Origin of the sequence: Bacillus sp. 22483, from assembly GCF_052044605.1 — a bacterium.
GTDB lineage: Bacteria > Bacillota > Bacilli > Bacillales > Bacillaceae > Bacillus > Bacillus altitudinis.
Genome location: NZ_JBQENU010000002.1, coordinates 187,189 through 202,515, shown reverse-complemented (window position 1 = coordinate 202,515; position 15,327 = coordinate 187,189). Strand labels below are relative to the sequence as shown.

Annotated in this window: 15 protein-coding genes; 14 read left to right on the top strand and 1 reads right to left on the bottom strand. The window is 42.5% G+C overall.

The genetic code is table 11. From position 1 onward, the window contains the following. Positions 1 to 88 precede the first annotated feature (88 nt). From coaBC to spoVM, 12 genes are all read left to right on the top strand, one after another. Positions 89 to 1,306 (top strand): bifunctional phosphopantothenoylcysteine decarboxylase/phosphopantothenate--cysteine ligase CoaBC, encoded by a 1,218-nt coding sequence (gene coaBC / locus ACTJJQ_RS03955; RefSeq protein ID WP_326110332.1) that lies wholly within the window; start codon positions 89 to 91, stop codon positions 1,304 to 1,306. Then, positions 1,303 to 3,711, top strand: coding sequence for a primosomal protein N' (gene priA / locus ACTJJQ_RS03950; RefSeq protein ID WP_440599968.1), 2,409 nt, complete (start codon positions 1,303 to 1,305; stop codon positions 3,709 to 3,711). Before coaBC ends, priA begins: the two co-directional genes overlap by 4 nt. A gap of 15 nt (positions 3,712 to 3,726) precedes the next feature. Then, a complete protein-coding gene (def, locus tag ACTJJQ_RS03945) occupies positions 3,727 to 4,209 on the top strand; it encodes a peptide deformylase (protein ID WP_017359337.1) in 483 nt (160 codons plus the stop codon). 5 nt (positions 4,210 to 4,214) lie between these two features. Next, a complete protein-coding gene (gene fmt, locus ACTJJQ_RS03940) occupies positions 4,215 to 5,168 on the top strand; it encodes a methionyl-tRNA formyltransferase (RefSeq protein WP_007499673.1) in 954 nt (317 codons plus the stop codon). Next, positions 5,155 to 6,498 (top strand): 16S rRNA (cytosine(967)-C(5))-methyltransferase RsmB, encoded by a 1,344-nt coding sequence (gene rsmB / locus ACTJJQ_RS03935; protein WP_440599967.1) that lies wholly within the window; start codon positions 5,155 to 5,157, stop codon positions 6,496 to 6,498. Before fmt ends, rsmB begins: the two co-directional genes overlap by 14 nt. A 3-nt stretch (positions 6,499 to 6,501) precedes the next feature. Further along, positions 6,502 to 7,590: a 23S rRNA (adenine(2503)-C(2))-methyltransferase RlmN gene (gene rlmN, locus ACTJJQ_RS03930; RefSeq protein WP_007499669.1), complete on the top strand. Its 1,089-nt coding sequence runs from the start codon at positions 6,502 to 6,504 to the stop codon at positions 7,588 to 7,590. A 3-nt stretch (positions 7,591 to 7,593) separates the two neighbouring features. Next, positions 7,594 to 8,364: a Stp1/IreP family PP2C-type Ser/Thr phosphatase gene (locus ACTJJQ_RS03925; RefSeq protein WP_034647887.1), complete on the top strand. Its 771-nt coding sequence runs from the start codon at positions 7,594 to 7,596 to the stop codon at positions 8,362 to 8,364. Continuing rightward, the gene (pknB, locus tag ACTJJQ_RS03920) at positions 8,358 to 10,313 is read left to right on the top strand and encodes a Stk1 family PASTA domain-containing Ser/Thr kinase (protein WP_440599966.1); all 1,956 of its coding nucleotides are present in this window, start codon (positions 8,358 to 8,360) and stop codon (positions 10,311 to 10,313) included. The genes ACTJJQ_RS03925 and pknB overlap by 7 nt, the downstream gene beginning before the upstream one ends. A 12-nt stretch (positions 10,314 to 10,325) precedes the next feature. Beyond that, positions 10,326 to 11,222 (top strand): ribosome small subunit-dependent GTPase A, encoded by an 897-nt coding sequence (rsgA, locus tag ACTJJQ_RS03915; protein WP_440599965.1) that lies wholly within the window; start codon positions 10,326 to 10,328, stop codon positions 11,220 to 11,222. Positions 11,223 to 11,225: 3 nt separating this feature from the next. Further along, entirely contained in the window at positions 11,226 to 11,876 is a 651-nt protein-coding gene (gene rpe / locus ACTJJQ_RS03910; protein WP_017367226.1) for a ribulose-phosphate 3-epimerase, read from the top strand. A 59-nt stretch (positions 11,877 to 11,935) separates the two neighbouring features. Continuing rightward, positions 11,936 to 12,580, top strand: coding sequence for a thiamine diphosphokinase (locus tag ACTJJQ_RS03905; protein ID WP_072367277.1), 645 nt, complete (start codon positions 11,936 to 11,938; stop codon positions 12,578 to 12,580). A gap of 71 nt (positions 12,581 to 12,651) precedes the next feature. Next, positions 12,652 to 12,732 (top strand): stage V sporulation protein SpoVM, encoded by an 81-nt coding sequence (gene spoVM, locus ACTJJQ_RS03900; RefSeq protein WP_008354550.1) that lies wholly within the window; start codon positions 12,652 to 12,654, stop codon positions 12,730 to 12,732. A gap of 69 nt (positions 12,733 to 12,801) precedes the next feature. Here the strand turns inward: spoVM and rpmB are convergent, their stop codons facing one another. Next, positions 12,802 to 12,990: a 50S ribosomal protein L28 gene (rpmB, locus tag ACTJJQ_RS03895; RefSeq protein WP_003212514.1), complete on the bottom strand. Its 189-nt coding sequence runs from the start codon at positions 12,988 to 12,990 to the stop codon at positions 12,802 to 12,804. A 270-nt stretch (positions 12,991 to 13,260) separates the two neighbouring features. Here rpmB and ACTJJQ_RS03890 point away from each other — a divergent pair, with 270 nt between their 5' ends. Both ACTJJQ_RS03890 and ACTJJQ_RS03885 read left to right on the top strand, forming a co-directional pair. Next, positions 13,261 to 13,623 carry an Asp23/Gls24 family envelope stress response protein gene (locus ACTJJQ_RS03890; protein WP_008344871.1) on the top strand — a complete coding sequence of 121 codons (363 nt, stop codon included), beginning with the start codon at positions 13,261 to 13,263 and terminating at the stop codon, positions 13,621 to 13,623. A gap of 15 nt (positions 13,624 to 13,638) precedes the next feature. Beyond that, positions 13,639 to 15,312, top strand: coding sequence for a DAK2 domain-containing protein (locus tag ACTJJQ_RS03885; RefSeq protein WP_017367228.1), 1,674 nt, complete (start codon positions 13,639 to 13,641; stop codon positions 15,310 to 15,312). Positions 15,313 to 15,327: the final 15 nt, after the last annotated feature.

Below are 15,327 nucleotides of genomic sequence, written 5' to 3'. Positions count from 1 at the left end.
CGTTCAAAAAAGTCAAAACTATGATTGGTTTTGACTTTTTTGAATTGTAGACGAATTTGTGAAAAAGGCCGTTAAGGGGGACAAACAAATGTTACAGTCAAAGAATATTTTACTCGGCGTCAGCGGAGGAATCGCCGTATATAAAGCAGCTGCACTCACTAGTAAACTCGTACAGGCAGGCGCAAATGTAAGAGTGATTATGACAGAATCTGCCCGTGAGTTTGTGTCTCCGCTCACCTTCCAAGCCCTATCTCGGCATGAGGTGTATGTGGATACATTTAAAGAAAACAATCCAAAAGTCATTGCGCATATTGATGTAGCTGACTGGGCCGATCTCATTCTTGTTGCCCCTGCAACAGCACATACCATTGGTAAAATGGCCGCAGGACTTGCTGATGATATGCTCACAACGACTTTGCTTGCTTCAACAGCTCCTGTATGGGTTGCACCGGCTATGAATGTGCACATGTATGACCATCCAGCTGTCAAGCGGAACATCCGCACTTTATATGAAGACGGCTACCGGTTTATAGAGCCAAGTGAAGGCTATTTAGCATGCGGCTACATTGGAAAAGGACGCTTAGAGGAGCCTGAAAAAATTGTTGAACACATCCGTGCGTTTTTTGATGAGCCAACCAGCTTGCCGCTTTCAGGTAAAAAAGTCGTGGTCACAGCTGGCCCTACACGAGAAGTGATCGACCCTGTTCGTTTTCTTTCAAATCGATCTTCTGGGAAAATGGGCTATGCCATTGCAGAAGCTGCCGAGCAAATGGGCGCCGATGTTACGCTTATTTCAGGACCTGTTTCGTTAACTGCGCCTGAGCATGTGGATGTGGTGCAAGTGGAATCGGCTGAGGAGATGTATCAAGCAGCGTTAGAGGTGTACGAGAAAGCAGATATAGTGATTAAATCAGCAGCCGTTGCCGATTATACGCCTGTCACGACGTATTCTCATAAAATGAAAAAACAAGACGGTGAACTAGCGGTTGAATTTAAGCGGACGAAAGATATTTTAAAAGAGCTTGGGAAAAGAAAAGAACATCAGGTGCTAGTCGGCTTTGCAGCTGAGACGCAGGATGTAGAATATTATGCGAAAAAGAAAATCGAATCCAAGCATTTAGATATGATTGTCGCGAACAATGTTGCAGCAGAGGGCGCAGGCTTTGGCACAGATACAAATGTCGCAGCATTGATCAAAGCAGACGGAACAAAAAAAGAGCTGCCAATGATGAGCAAAAAAGACCTTGCCTTTGAAATCTTACAGGAGGCAAAGCAGCTGCTGCCAAAAGAGCGTGATCGAGCATGATTGCTGAAGTGATCGTCGATGTCACAACGAAATCCATTGACAGGCCATTTGACTATCGTGTGCCAGACCGCTTTAAAGGCCTTGTCAAGGCTGGTATGAGGGTAGTGGTTCCTTTTGGCCCAAGGAAGATTCAAGGGTTTGTGACAAAAATCAAAGAAGAAACAGACGTACAGTCAGGAAACATCAAGGACATTGTCGATTTATTTGATTTATCTCCTGTTCTGACAGATGAGCTATTGGAGCTTTCCCACTGGCTGACGGAAAAAACATTGTCCTATCATATTACGGCGCTTCAATCGATGCTCCCAGCAGCGATGAAAGCCAAATATGAAAAAGAAATTCAGGTGTTATCAGCTGAGGAACTTCCGCAGTCATTGAAAGAGCTTTTCGGTCAGCAAGAGAGCATCCTTTACGCTGACATTCCGCCTGAACAGCTGAAGCCTATTCAAAAGCATGTCCAAAAAGGCCATCTAGAAGTCAGATATCACGTCTCACAAAAATCCGGAAAGAAAAAGGTGCGGACACTTCAGATAGCAGTTACGAAAGAAAAACTTGAAGAAAAGCAGGAACAGTTAAAGAAAAATGCGGTGAAACAGAAGGCGCTGCTTACCTTTTTATTTCAAGCGAATGAAACGACGTTTTTAGCAAAAGATTTGCAGCAACAAACAGGTGCTAGTTCTCAAACGATAAAAGCCTTGATTCAAGAAGGTCTGTTAACAGAAAGCTATGAAGAGATTTATCGAGATCCTTATCGGGATAGGGAGTTTACACCGTCTACTCCTCTTGATCTCACAGCAGAGCAAGCAGAAGCGGCAAAACCCATTCATCAAGCAGTGAGCGATGACAAACATGAAACGTTTTTACTGCACGGAGTCACAGGAAGCGGTAAAACCGAAATTTATTTACAGACGATTGATCATGTCCTCCAAAAGGGAAAAGAAGCGATCGTCCTAGTTCCTGAAATTTCATTAACGCCTCAAATGGTCCAGCGTTTTAAAGAGCGCTTCGGGTCCAATGTGGCTGTTCTTCATAGCGGCTTATCGACTGGGGAAAAATACGATGAATGGCGGAAAATCCACCGCAAGGAAGTCAAGCTTGTCGTTGGCGCAAGATCGGCTGTTTTCGCCCCGTTTGAAAATCTAGGAATGATCATTATAGATGAAGAACACGAATCGTCATATAAACAAGAAGAAATGCCTCGGTATCATGCGAAAGATGTGGCCATTGAACGAGCAGGGCGGCACCAATGTCCGGTTGTATTGGGCAGTGCAACGCCTTCACTTGAGTCATATGCGCGTGCGAAAAAGGGTGTGTATACACTGCTGACGCTCAAACGGCGCGTCAATCAGCAGCAGCTGCCGCACGTTTCGTTAATTGATATGAGAGAAGAATTAAGAAACGGCAACCGCTCCATGTTCTCAGAAGAATTAATGCTCAGGTTAAAAGAAGTACTTGAAAGGAAAGAGCAGGCGGTTTTATTTCTCAATAAAAGAGGCTATTCATCCTTTGTGATGTGCCGTGATTGCGGATATGTGGAACAATGTCCACATTGTGAGATTTCTCTCACTTATCACCGCTTTCAAAAACGGCTGAAGTGCCATTACTGCGGTCACGAAGCTCCTGTACCTGCAGAATGCCCAGAATGCCATAGTGAGCATATTCGCTATTTTGGTACAGGCACGCAGCGTGTGGAAGAAGAGCTGACGAAGGTATTGCCAGAAGCAAGGGTCATCCGAATGGATGTAGATACAACCTCTCGGAAAGGCGCGCACGAAAAGCTTCTCACGTCCTTTGGCAACAAAGAAGCGGATATACTGCTTGGGACGCAAATGATTGCAAAAGGCTTAGACTTCCCAGATGTTACACTTGTCGGTGTCCTTAGTGCGGATACGTCTCTTCACATCCCTGATTTTCGTTCAAGTGAAAAAACGTTTCAGCTTCTCACGCAAGTAAGCGGACGTGCGGGACGTCATGAAAAAGCGGGGTCAGTCATTATTCAATCATATACACCTTCGCATTATAGTATTGAATTAACCAAACAGCATGATTATGAAGCCTTTTATGAGCAAGAGATGTTGCACCGTCGTCATCAGTCCTATCCGCCATTTTATTTTTTGGCGATGGTGACTGTATCACATGAAGAAGTGACGAAGGCAGCGCATGTCACAGACAAAATTGTTCAGTTCTTGAAAATGAATTGTGCACCGAATACAAGGATTCTCGGTCCTGCTGCTTCTCCGATCGCTAAGATCAAAGATAGATATCGATATCAATGCGTGATAAAATACAAAAGGGAAAATGAACTGGCAAGTTTATTACGAAAAATACAAGATCATTATCAAAAAGAAATGGAACAAAAACAGTTGATGATATCAATCGATATGAATCCATATATGATGATGTAAAACGGAGGTCTTTTCGTGGCAATCAAACCGATAGTCTTACATCCTGCAGACGTGCTTGAACAACAAACAGAGCTTGTTGATACATTCGATAAAAAACTGAAAAAACTGCTGGATGATATGTATGATACAATGCTTGAACTAGATGGAGTCGGCCTAGCCGCACCACAAATCGGCATCTCAAAAAGAATCGCCGTGGTCGATATCGGAGAAGATTCTGGGAGGATTGACTTAGTTAATCCTGAGATTCTTGAAGTGGAAGGGAGCCAGACAGACATTGAAGGCTGCCTGAGCTTTCCATCTTTGTACGGAACGGTTGAAAGACCAAATTATGTGAAGGTGAAAGCCTTTGATAAGAAAGGCAAACCATTTACAATAGAAGCAGAAGGATTTTTAGCAAGAGCTTTATTGCATGAAATTGATCACTTAGACGGTGTATTATTCACGTCGAAAATCATTCAAACCTATACAGAAAAAGAACTTGCGGAAATGGAAGGGTGAAGAAAATGGCACGTATCGTATTTATGGGAACCCCTGATTTCTCAGTACCTGTGCTGCAAACACTTATCACAGAAGGATATGAAGTTGTCGGGGTCGTCACACAGCCAGATCGCCCGAAAGGCAGAAAACGAGTACTGACGCCGCCTCCTGTAAAAGTAGAAGCCTTAAAACACAGCATTCCAGTTTTACAGCCTGAAAAGGTACGTCTTGATGAAGAAATTGATAAAGTGCTTGCCTTAAAGCCAGATTTGATCGTAACAGCAGCGTTCGGACAAATTTTGCCAAAAAGATTACTTGATGAACCTGAATTTGGCTGTATCAACGTTCATGCCTCACTGCTGCCAGAATTAAGAGGCGGTGCACCGATCCATTATGCGATCCTGCAAGGCAAAAAGAAAACAGGCGTGACGATCATGTATATGGTAGAAAAGCTTGATGCAGGTGACATGATTAGCAAAGTAGAAGTAGAAATTGATGAATTAGACAACGTCGGAACACTGCATGATAAATTAAGTGTGGCTGGTGCGGCCTTATTAAAAGACACAGTTCCAAATGTGTTAAGCAGGTCTATCTCGCCAATTCCGCAAAATGAAGAGGCAGCAACGTATGCACCAAATATTAAGCGGGAGCAGGAAAGATTAGACTGGACCAAGCCAGGAGAAGAGCTTTACAACCAAGTTCGCGGCTTAAATCCATGGCCAGTTGCCTATACTGAATGGAGCGGTGCTAACTTAAAAGTATGGGAAGCGAAAAAAGTTCCGCTTCAAGCACCAGAAGAACCTGGGAAAGTGATTGAGCTTCAAAAAGAAGGACCAGTCGTTGGAACAGGAAATCAGCAAGGCCTTTTATTAACGAGTGTACAGCCCGCTGGAAAGAAAAAAATGAGCGGTGAAGACTTCTTAAGAGGCGCAAATATCGAAATTGGACAGAAATTAGGGTTAATCAATGAAGAAAAGTAATGTGAGAGAAATAGCGCTGGACGCTTTAATCAAACTCGAACAAAATCAAGCCTACAGTAACTTGCTTTTGCAGTCAGTGATGAAAGAGAAAGAACTTTCCGATCAAGACAAACCGCTATTAACAGAACTTGTATACGGTACACTGCAAAACAAGCTGGCACTTGATTATATGCTCACACCCTTTGTGAAAAAACCGCAAAAAGTGGCTCCATGGGTGATGCAGCTTTTGCGGATGTCTCTTTATCAGATGGTTTACCTTGAAAAAATTCCAGATCGTGCAGCCATCCATGAAGCAGTGGAGCTAACGAAAAAGCGCGGACATAAAGGCATTTCTTCACTAGTCAACGGCGTTCTTCGTTCTGTGCAAAGAGAAGGCGTGCCATCATTTGATGCGATCAAAGATCCGGTAAAAAGGCTCTCGGTTGAGACAAGCCATCCATTATGGCTCGTACAAGAATGGGTGGAGGCGTACGGTTTTGAAGCAGCAGAAAGCATGTGCCGTATTCATTTAGTCCCGCCAAAGCAGACATTGCGTGTCAATCAAATGAAAAAAAACCGCACTGCACTGCAGCAAGAACTCATGGATGCAGGAATTGAGACAGAGCTCGGCGACCTCTCTGAGGATGCACTCAAACTCATGAAAGGATCTATCGTATCCACTCCTTTCTTTCAAGAGGGCTTTGTCACGATCCAAGATGAAAGCTCCATGCTTGTCGCAAGAGCGCTGGACCCTCAGCCGGGAGAAATGGTGCTTGATGCCTGTGCCGCCCCTGGTGGTAAATCAACACATATTGCAGAGCGAATGAACGATGAGGGGAACGTTGTGTCTCTTGATTTACATGAGCACAAAGTAAAACTGATCAAACAGGCGGCAAAGCGTCTAAACTTAACGCATATTGAGGCAAAAGCACTTGATGCAAGAAAAGCATACGACCATTATGATGATGCTTCGTTTGACCGTATTCTCATTGATGCACCATGTTCAGGTTTTGGCGTCATCAGACGAAAACCAGATATGAAATATACAAAGTCCTCGGAAGACTCAGCAAGACTTGCGACAATTCAGCAATCGATCTTGCATGAAACAGCCCAGCTGCTAAAGCCAGGCGGAACCCTTGTATACAGTACATGTACAATGGATCCAACAGAAAATCAACAAGTGATTCATGCGTTTTTACAAGAACACCAAGACTTCGAACCCGATCTATCTCTTAATGAACGGCTGCCTGAGCAGGTTGCTCCGTTTGTTCAAAACGGAAGTGTACAAATACTTCCTCATTATTTCGGAACAGATGGTTTCTTTATTTGCAGCATGAGAAAGAAGGGATAAAAAATGACAGAACAAAAACAAAAAGTAAGAAAAGAACTGAAAACAGACATGCCGTCGATTTACTCATTTGAGCTAAATGAAATCAAAGACTGGTTAAAGGAACAAGGCGAAAAGCCTTTCCGTGCAACACAAATTTTCGAGTGGCTTTATGAAAAACGCGTCACATCCTTTGATGAAATGTCTAACCTATCAAAGGAATTAAGAGAAAAATTAAAAGATCAATTCGCCATCACGACTTTAAAAACAGTGATCAAACAAACTTCTCAAGATGGAACGATTAAGTTTTTATTTGAATTACACGATGGCTATACCATTGAAACCGTACTAATGCGCCACGAATACGGCAACTCTGTCTGCGTCACAACACAGGTTGGCTGCCGGATTGGTTGTACATTCTGTGCATCTACACTTGGCGGTTTGAAACGTAACCTTGAGGCGGGAGAAATTGTGGCCCAAGTATTGAAAGTACAACAGGCGCTTGATGAAACAGATGAACGCGTCAGCTCAGTTGTCATCATGGGAATTGGCGAACCGTTTGATAACTTTGATGAAATGCTTGCATTCCTTAAAATCATTAACCATGATAACGGCTTAAATATTGGAGCACGTCATATTACCGTTTCGACGAGCGGGATCATTCCAAAGATTTATCAATTTGCTGATGAGCAAATGCAAATCAACTTTGCTGTCTCCCTGCACGCACCAAATACTGACATTCGAAGCCGCCTCATGCCGATCAATAAGGCATACAAGCTGCCAAAATTAATGGAAGCTATTGAATACTACATTCAAAAAACAGGCAGACGCGTGAGCTTTGAATACGGTCTGTTTGGCGGAGTCAATGATCAAGTCCATCATGCAGAAGAACTTGCTGATTTATTAAAAGGAATCAAATGCCATGTAAACCTCATCCCGGTGAACTATGTACCAGAAAGAGATTACGTGAGAACACCAAGAGAACAAATCTTCCTATTTGAAAAAACGCTGAAAGAACGAGGCGTAAACGTAACGATTAGACGAGAGCAAGGCCATGATATTGATGCTGCTTGCGGTCAGCTAAGAGCGAAGGAGCGTCAGGAAGAGACGAGGTGACGAATGTTGATAAGGGCAGCCTTTCAAACCGATACAGGAAAAGTCCGTCAGCATAATGAAGATGATGCAGGTATTTTTGAAGCAAAAGAAGACACACTTCTAGCTGTTGTAGCAGATGGAATGGGAGGTCATCTTGCTGGTGATGTAGCCAGCAAGATGGCAGTTTCTTCTTTAAAAGAATACTGGCAGGAAACATCTTCAATTCCAAATAAACCAGCCGATCAAGAAAATTGGTTAATCTCAAAAATTAGCGACATTAATGACCAAGTATACGAACATGCGAAAAACAATGAGGAGTGCCAAGGAATGGGGACGACCATCGTTTGTGCGCTCGTTCATTTGCAAACGGTCACAATAGCCCATATTGGTGACAGCCGCTGCTATTTGCTAAGAGAAGGCGCGCTAACCCAATTAACAGATGATCACTCACTAGTGAATGAGTTAGTGAAAACAGGAGAAATTTCAAAAGCGGATGCAGAATATCATCCAAGAAAAAATGTGCTGACCAAAGCGTTAGGAACAGATAAACACGTTCAAATTGATGCACGAACTTTTGAAGTGGATCCAGGAGATCAAATTTTGCTTTGCTCAGACGGATTATCGAATAAAGTAGAAGAAGAACATTTGATTCAGATTTTATCGCAAACAACCGCACCAGATGAAAAAGTAACAGAGTTAGTTCAAACAGCGAATGACAACGGCGGTGAAGATAACATTACAGCAGTACTGTTAGAAATCTCCTCCCAAACAGAGGAGGGTGACAGCAAGTGTTGATCGGAAAAAGGATCAGCGGCCGTTATCAAATTCTTCGCGCCATAGGCGGAGGCGGAATGGCCAACGTTTATTTGGCGGAGGATATGATTTTAGATCGCGAAGTGGCGATTAAAATTTTACGGTTTGACTTTGCAAGCGATGATGATTTTATTAGACGGTTCCGGAGAGAAGCGCAATCAGCAGCCAGCTTAGATCATCCGAATATTGTCAGTATCTATGATGTAGGAGAAGAAGATGACATTTATTATATTGTCATGGAATATGTCGAAGGGATGACGTTGAAAGAATACATACACGCCAATGGACCGCTTCATCCAAAAGAAGCCGTTCGCATTATGGAGCAAGTCGTTGCGGCGATGGAAGAAGCCCATGCGAAACAGCTCGTCCATCGAGACATTAAGCCTCACAATATATTAATAGACAACTTGGGGAATATCAAAGTCACTGATTTTGGCATTGCCATGGCACTTAGCTCAGCGACCATTACCCATACGAATTCTGTTCTTGGCTCCGTGCATTATTTGTCCCCAGAGCAAGCGCGCGGCGGTCTTGCAACGAAAAAGTCAGACATTTATTCACTAGGTATTGTTCTTTATGAGCTGATTTCAGGACGCATGCCATTTGAAGGAGAATCCGCTGTCAGTGTCGCACTGAAGCATTTGCAATCAGAGCCGCCATCTGTGAGAAGGTGGAATCCTTCTGTACCACAAAGCGTGGAGAACATCATTTTAAAAGCGATGGCCAAAGATCCATTCTATCGATACGAAGATGCATCTGAAATGCAAAAAGACTTAAAAACGGCTTTTGACCCTGCAAGACTAAAAGAAAAGCGCTTTGTCATTGAAGAAGATCATGAAGCAACAAAAGCCATTCCTATTATAAAAGATCATCAAGTCGATCAAGACAATGAAAAAACAGCCGTCCACTCGGTTCAAAAACCAAAGAAAAAAGAGAAACAAAAGCCGAAGAAAAAACGGAAAAAATGGCCGTGGATTGTAGCATCGATCTTATTTGTTTTGACGGCTGCGACCATTTTAGCGATCACGGTCTTCCCAGGATTACTCTTTCCAAAGGATGTAGAGGTGACCGATGTTTCTGGCATGACGGTTGAAAAAGCGGAAGATACCTTGAAGAAAGCCGGATTTACCGTCGCTTCTGAACCCATTGATATTGCCGACGAGAAGATTGAAAAAGGGCTGGTTGTCAAAACAGACCCGAAAATCGGAACAAAGGTAAAAGAAGGGACAGAAATTCAGCTTTATCAAAGTACAGGTAAAGAAAAAACCGAATTACCTGATGTAACAGGTGAAAAGGTCGAGAAAGCAAAAGAACGATTAGAGAAAAAAGGGTTTAAACAGGTTGTTGTGGAGGAAGTGAATGATAATGACACAGAATCAGGCATTGTCATGGAACAGAAACCTTCCGCGAATACAGAACTTGTCGCAGCAGATGAAGAAGTCACATTGACCGTCAGTATAGGCCCTGCCGATATTACCTTACGGGATTTAACGACGTATAGTAAACAGGCCGCATCAAATTATCTAGAGGATAATGGACTAAAGCTAGATGAAAAAGAAGCATATTCTGACGATGTGCCGAAAGGTGAGGTCATGAAGCAGGAACCGGGAGCGGGGACAGCTGTTAAACCTGGTGATACGGTTAAAATTACGTTCTCTCTTGGACCAAAAGAGAAACCGGCCAAAACGGTGACTGAAAAGATTGCGATCCCGTATGAACCAGAAACAGAAGGACAAGAAATGAATGTTCAAATATCTATTGATGACGCAGAACATAGCATTTCTGATTTATATGAAACCTTTAAAATCACTGCGCCCACTGAGCGAACGATTAAATTTAAGATAGAACCTGGTCAAAAAGGATACTATCAGGTGACAGTGGATGATAAAGTAGTGAGCTCCAAAACGATTGAATACCCTGATGATGAATAAAGGAGGGACTTTATGCCTGAGGGCAAAATTATTAAAGCATTAAGCGGATTTTATTATGTGCTAGATGAGTCTCTAGAAAGTGGCAAAGTAATTCAGTGTAGAGCGAGAGGGATTTTTCGTAAAAACAAAATAACCCCTCTTGTTGGAGATTATGTCGTCTATCAAGCAGATAACGATAAGGAAGGCTATTTGCTGGAAGTAAAAGAGCGGACAAATGAGCTGATTCGGCCGCCTATTAGCAACGTTGATCAAGCGGTGCTCGTTTTCTCAGCAGCAGAGCCGACTTTTAGTACATCGCTTTTAGACAGATTCCTAGTGCTTGTTGAAGAGAGCCAGATTGAACCGATTATCTGCATCACAAAAATGGACTTGCTGAAAACAGACCAAGAGCGAGAAACGATTCAAGCCTATGCAGAAGACTATCGCCAAATTGGATACGACGTTCATTTAACATCGACGATCGAAGGGGATGGAATTGAAAAACTGACCCCGCATTTCCATCACAAAATTACTGTATTTGCAGGTCAATCAGGTGTAGGGAAGTCTTCGCTCTTAAATGCGATGAGTCCTGATTTAGCACTGAAAACAAATGATATTTCCTCCCATCTTGGCAGGGGGAAACATACAACAAGACATGTGGAACTCATTCGAACGGCTGAAGGGCTCATTGCTGATACACCAGGATTTAGCTCACTTGAATTTACAGGCATCGAAGTGGAAGATTTAGGGCTCTATTTCTTAGAAATCAGAGAGAAGAGTGCAGAATGTAAATTTAGAGGCTGTTTGCACGTAAAAGAACCTGGATGTGCGGTAAAAGAGGCAGTAGAACACGATCGCATCAGAGAGTATCGCTATCAGCATTATTTAGAGTTTTTAACTGAAATTAAAGATAGAAAGCCGAGGTACTAAATCATGGTTTATATTGCCCCATCCATTTTATCAGCCGATTTTGCCAATCTGGAGAAAGATATCCGTGATGTGGAACAAGGTGGTGCGGATTATATTCATATTGATGTGATGGACGGTCATTTTGTACCGAATATGACATTTGGACCAAATGTAGTGGAGGCGATCAGGCCGCATACAAAGCTGCCGCTCGATGTTCACTTAATGATTGAGCAGCCAGACCAGTATATCCCTGCATTTGCAAAAGCGGGCGCTGATATTATTTCTGTTCATGTCGAGGCGTGTCCACACTTACATCGCACGATTCAGCATATAAAAGAACAAGGTGTCAAAGCAGGGGTCGTTTTGAACCCGCACACACCCGTTTCTCAAATCGCGCATGTATTAGAGGATGTTGACCTAGTCTTATTCATGACGGTGAACCCTGGTTTTGGCGGACAGGCGTTTATTCCTTCTGTTCTCTCAAAGGTAAAAGAAGTAAAGACACTTAGTGAACAAAAGGGCTTAACCGATTTACTCATTGAAATAGATGGCGGTGTCAATGTAGAGACAGCAAAGAGCTGCAAAGAAGCAGGCGCTAATCTACTGGTTGCCGGCTCAGCGGTATATGGGAAAGACGACCGCGCGGCGGCCATTCAGGCCATTCGAGAAGCATAAGAAAAAGAACCAAAGTCATTGTGATCTTTGGTTCTTTTTCAATGGAGAGGAGCGTAATCATGCACATACATATCGTAGCCGGCGGTCCTTTTGCATACATCCCGCCGCTTAATCATGAAGCATCTGAGGAGGACATTCTCTGGGTCGGCGTAGATCGGGGAACCCTTTTCTTACTAGAGCATGGCATTGTACCTGACAGAGCATTTGGTGATTTTGATAGTGTGACAGAAGAGGAGCTTCATGAACTGAAAAAGAAATTGCCTGCACTCGCTCTATTTCAGGCAGAGAAAGATGAAACGGATTTAGAACTTGCGCTGAACTGGTCTTTGCGTCAGAATCCAGCACATATTCAAATTTACGGCATCACAGGCGGAAGAGCAGATCATTTTCTTGGGAATATCCATCTCCTTTACAAAGGCATTCAGCACAAACAGAGCATGACCCTTGTAGATAAACAAAATATTATTCAAATGTTTGGACCTGGTACATACGAAATCAAACAAGACCCGGATAAAAAATATGTGTCGTTTTTGCCCTTCGGTACATCGGTTGAAAAGCTGACATTAAAAGGTTTCAAATATCCTCTGAAAAATTGTCATATTGAGCCTGGTTCCACACTATGTATTAGTAACGAACTCATCCACTCAAATGGTACTTTTTCTTTTCATGAAGGCATATTAATAATGGTAAGAAGCAAAGATTGACCAACCTATCAATGTGGATGGCTGATTAAGCTCAATTGTGCTGCAAGCGGTACTTTTAGGAGGGGGACAAAATGAAATTTTATACAATCAAACTGCCTAGATTTCTTGGCGGCATTGTCCGTGCGATGCTTGGTTCATTTAAGAAAGATTAATGAGTAATCTCCTTTATTTCCACATAAAAACGCCTGCTACAGTTAAATGTAGCAGGCGTTTACTCTTGCTTATACACGCTCAACTTTACCAGATTTCAAAGCTCGAGCTGATACATATACTCTTTTAGGCTTACCGTCCACTAGAATACGAACTTTTTGAAGGTTCGCGCCCCATGTACGTTTTGTAGAGTTCATTGCGTGAGAACGGTTGTTCCCAGCTTTTGTTTTTCTGCCTGTGATAACGCATTTACGTGCCATTTGTTTCCCTCCTAACTGCGAAAACATCATCATATTCTTCATATACGTACTTAGAGATGCCTCAAGATACTTTAATAATTTACCACAGCTTCAAGGGGTTTGCAAGGATTGTTTACTCCTCTTTCAAGAAAAATACCTTGACATCTTGATAAAAAATCAAGGCTATAGTATAAGTAGATTGGGTCGGATTGAATGATTTCTTTTAAAAAGAAGGGTCTTATAGTAAAATAGTGATAACTCAGGGCAATTTCTCAAAAAGGGGGAACCAATGTGTCCATTGAACTTAGAACGAAATACGGACAAATTGATATATCAAATGAAGTCATTGCAATGGTGGCAGGAGGCGCTGCGATCGATTGCTATGGTATTGTTGGCATGGCGTCCAAAAATCAAATAAAGGACGGCTTGACGGATATTCTCCGCAAAGAGAACTTCAGCCGGGGTGTTCTTGTGCGTCAAAAAGAAGATCGCATTCATATTGATATGTACATCATCGTCAGCTACGGTACAAAAATATCAGAAGTCGCACATAATGTTCAAACGAAAGTCAAATATACGATTCATCACACGATTGGACTTTCAGTTGACTCAGTCAACATTTATGTACAAGGAGTAAAAGTTACGAACCCGTAGTAAGGAGGAAATATATTGTCTATTAGAAATCTGGGTGGCCGCTCATTTGCAAAAATGATTCTTGCAGGTGCTCACCATCTTTCTCAAAACGCACAAATTGTTGATGCGTTAAATGTTTTTCCAGTGCCAGACGGAGACACGGGGACAAATATGAATTTGTCAATGACTTCAGGGGCAAAAGCAGTTGAAGAAACAAATACCGATCACATTGGTAAGGTCGGGGTGGCTCTGTCGAAAGGGCTGTTAATGGGGGCAAGAGGAAACTCAGGTGTGATCCTGTCTCAGCTCTTCAGAGGTTTCAGCAAAAATATAGAACAAAAAGAAACAATTGACGCAAAAGAATTTGCGCTTGCCTTGCAGGCTGGTGTTGATACAGCATATAAAGCCGTCATGAAACCGATTGAAGGAACCATCTTAACGGTTGCAAAAGACGCAGCAAAGAAAGCGGTTGCTGTTTCAGCAACAGAAGACCAAATCGATCGTGTGCTTGAATTAACGATTGAGGAAGCAAGAGCATCACTAGACCGCACACCAGATCTCCTTCCTGTTTTAAAAGAAGTCGGCGTTGTAGATAGCGGCGGTAAAGGACTTCTTTGTGTATATGAAGGTTTCCTTGCTTCATTAAGAGGAGAAGAGCTTCCTCCTAAAACGGCCTCTTTGCCAACATTAAAAGAATTAGTGAGTGCAGAGCATCATAAAAGTGCACAAAGCCATATGAACACAGAAGATATTGAATTTGGCTATTGTACAGAATTTATGGTGAAATTCGAAGAAGACAAACAGTCCTTTGACGAAAATGCCTTCAGAGAAGAATTAAGCGAATTCGGAGATTCACTTCTTGTGGTATCTGATGATACGCTTGCAAAAGTTCATATTCATGCAGAGCAGCCAGGAGATGTCTTATCATATGCACAGCGCTACGGCAGCTTAATTAATATGAAAATTGAAAACATGAGAGAGCAGCATAGCTCGATCGTCAATGAAGAAAAAGATCACTCGCCTGCTGCACCAAAAGCAACAGCTGCTGAAAAACAGCGTTTTGGAGTAGTGAGTGTCGCAATGGGAGAAGGGATTGCTGACTTGTTTAAAAGTATCGGAGCATCCGTCGTCATTGAAGGCGGACAGACAATGAATCCGAGCACAGAAGACATTGTCAAAGCAATTGATAGCATTCATGCCGAAACCGTCTTTATTTTACCTAATAATTCTAATATTGTCATGGCAGCTAAACAGGCGGCAACTGTCTCAAGTCGTGAGGTCGTTGTTATTCCGACAAAGACCGTTCCTCAAGGAATGTCGGCACTTCTTTCTCTAAATGAAGCAGCTTCAAATGAAGACAATGAAGCAGCGATGTTAGAAGCGATTGATCATGTGAAAAGCGGCCAAATTACCTTTGCAGTGAGAGATACTCAAATTGATGGGATCGACATTGCCAAAGGCGATTATATGGGCCTATACAATGGAAAAATCACCTTAACAGCTAAAAATCAATTAGATGCAGCAAAAGAGCTTTTGACCCAAATGGTGACAGAAGATGATGAGATTGTCACAATCATCAAAGGGGAAGATGCATCATCTGATGAGATGGAAGCTTTAGAAGCATATATTGAAGAAACATTTGAAGATGTAGAAGTTGAAGTCCACGATGGAAAACAGCCGCTTTATTCATATATTTTGGCTGTTGAATAAAGAAAGAAGGGCACA

Excerpts from the sequence above, each read along its gene's own strand:
- ACTJJQ_RS03925 (WP_034647887.1), top strand. The coding sequence starts at position 7,594 with ATGTTGATAAGGGCAGCCTTTCAAACCGATACAGGAAAAGTCCGTCAG.
- rpmB (WP_003212514.1), bottom strand. The coding sequence starts at position 12,990 with ATGGCACGTAAATGCGTTATCACAGGCAGAAAAACAAAAGCTGGGAAC.
- ACTJJQ_RS03905 (WP_072367277.1), top strand. The coding sequence starts at position 11,936 with ATGCACATACATATCGTAGCCGGCGGTCCTTTTGCATACATCCCGCCG.
- rpe (WP_017367226.1), top strand. The coding sequence starts at position 11,226 with ATGGTTTATATTGCCCCATCCATTTTATCAGCCGATTTTGCCAATCTG.
- coaBC (WP_326110332.1), top strand. The coding sequence starts at position 89 with ATGTTACAGTCAAAGAATATTTTACTCGGCGTCAGCGGAGGAATCGCC.
- spoVM (WP_008354550.1), top strand. The coding sequence starts at position 12,652 with ATGAAATTTTATACAATCAAACTGCCTAGATTTCTTGGCGGCATTGTC.
- rsmB (WP_440599967.1), top strand. The coding sequence starts at position 5,155 with ATGAAGAAAAGTAATGTGAGAGAAATAGCGCTGGACGCTTTAATCAAA.
- rlmN (WP_007499669.1), top strand. The coding sequence starts at position 6,502 with ATGACAGAACAAAAACAAAAAGTAAGAAAAGAACTGAAAACAGACATG.
- rsgA (WP_440599965.1), top strand. The coding sequence starts at position 10,326 with ATGCCTGAGGGCAAAATTATTAAAGCATTAAGCGGATTTTATTATGTG.
- fmt (WP_007499673.1), top strand. The coding sequence starts at position 4,215 with ATGGCACGTATCGTATTTATGGGAACCCCTGATTTCTCAGTACCTGTG.
- priA (WP_440599968.1), top strand. The coding sequence starts at position 1,303 with ATGATTGCTGAAGTGATCGTCGATGTCACAACGAAATCCATTGACAGG.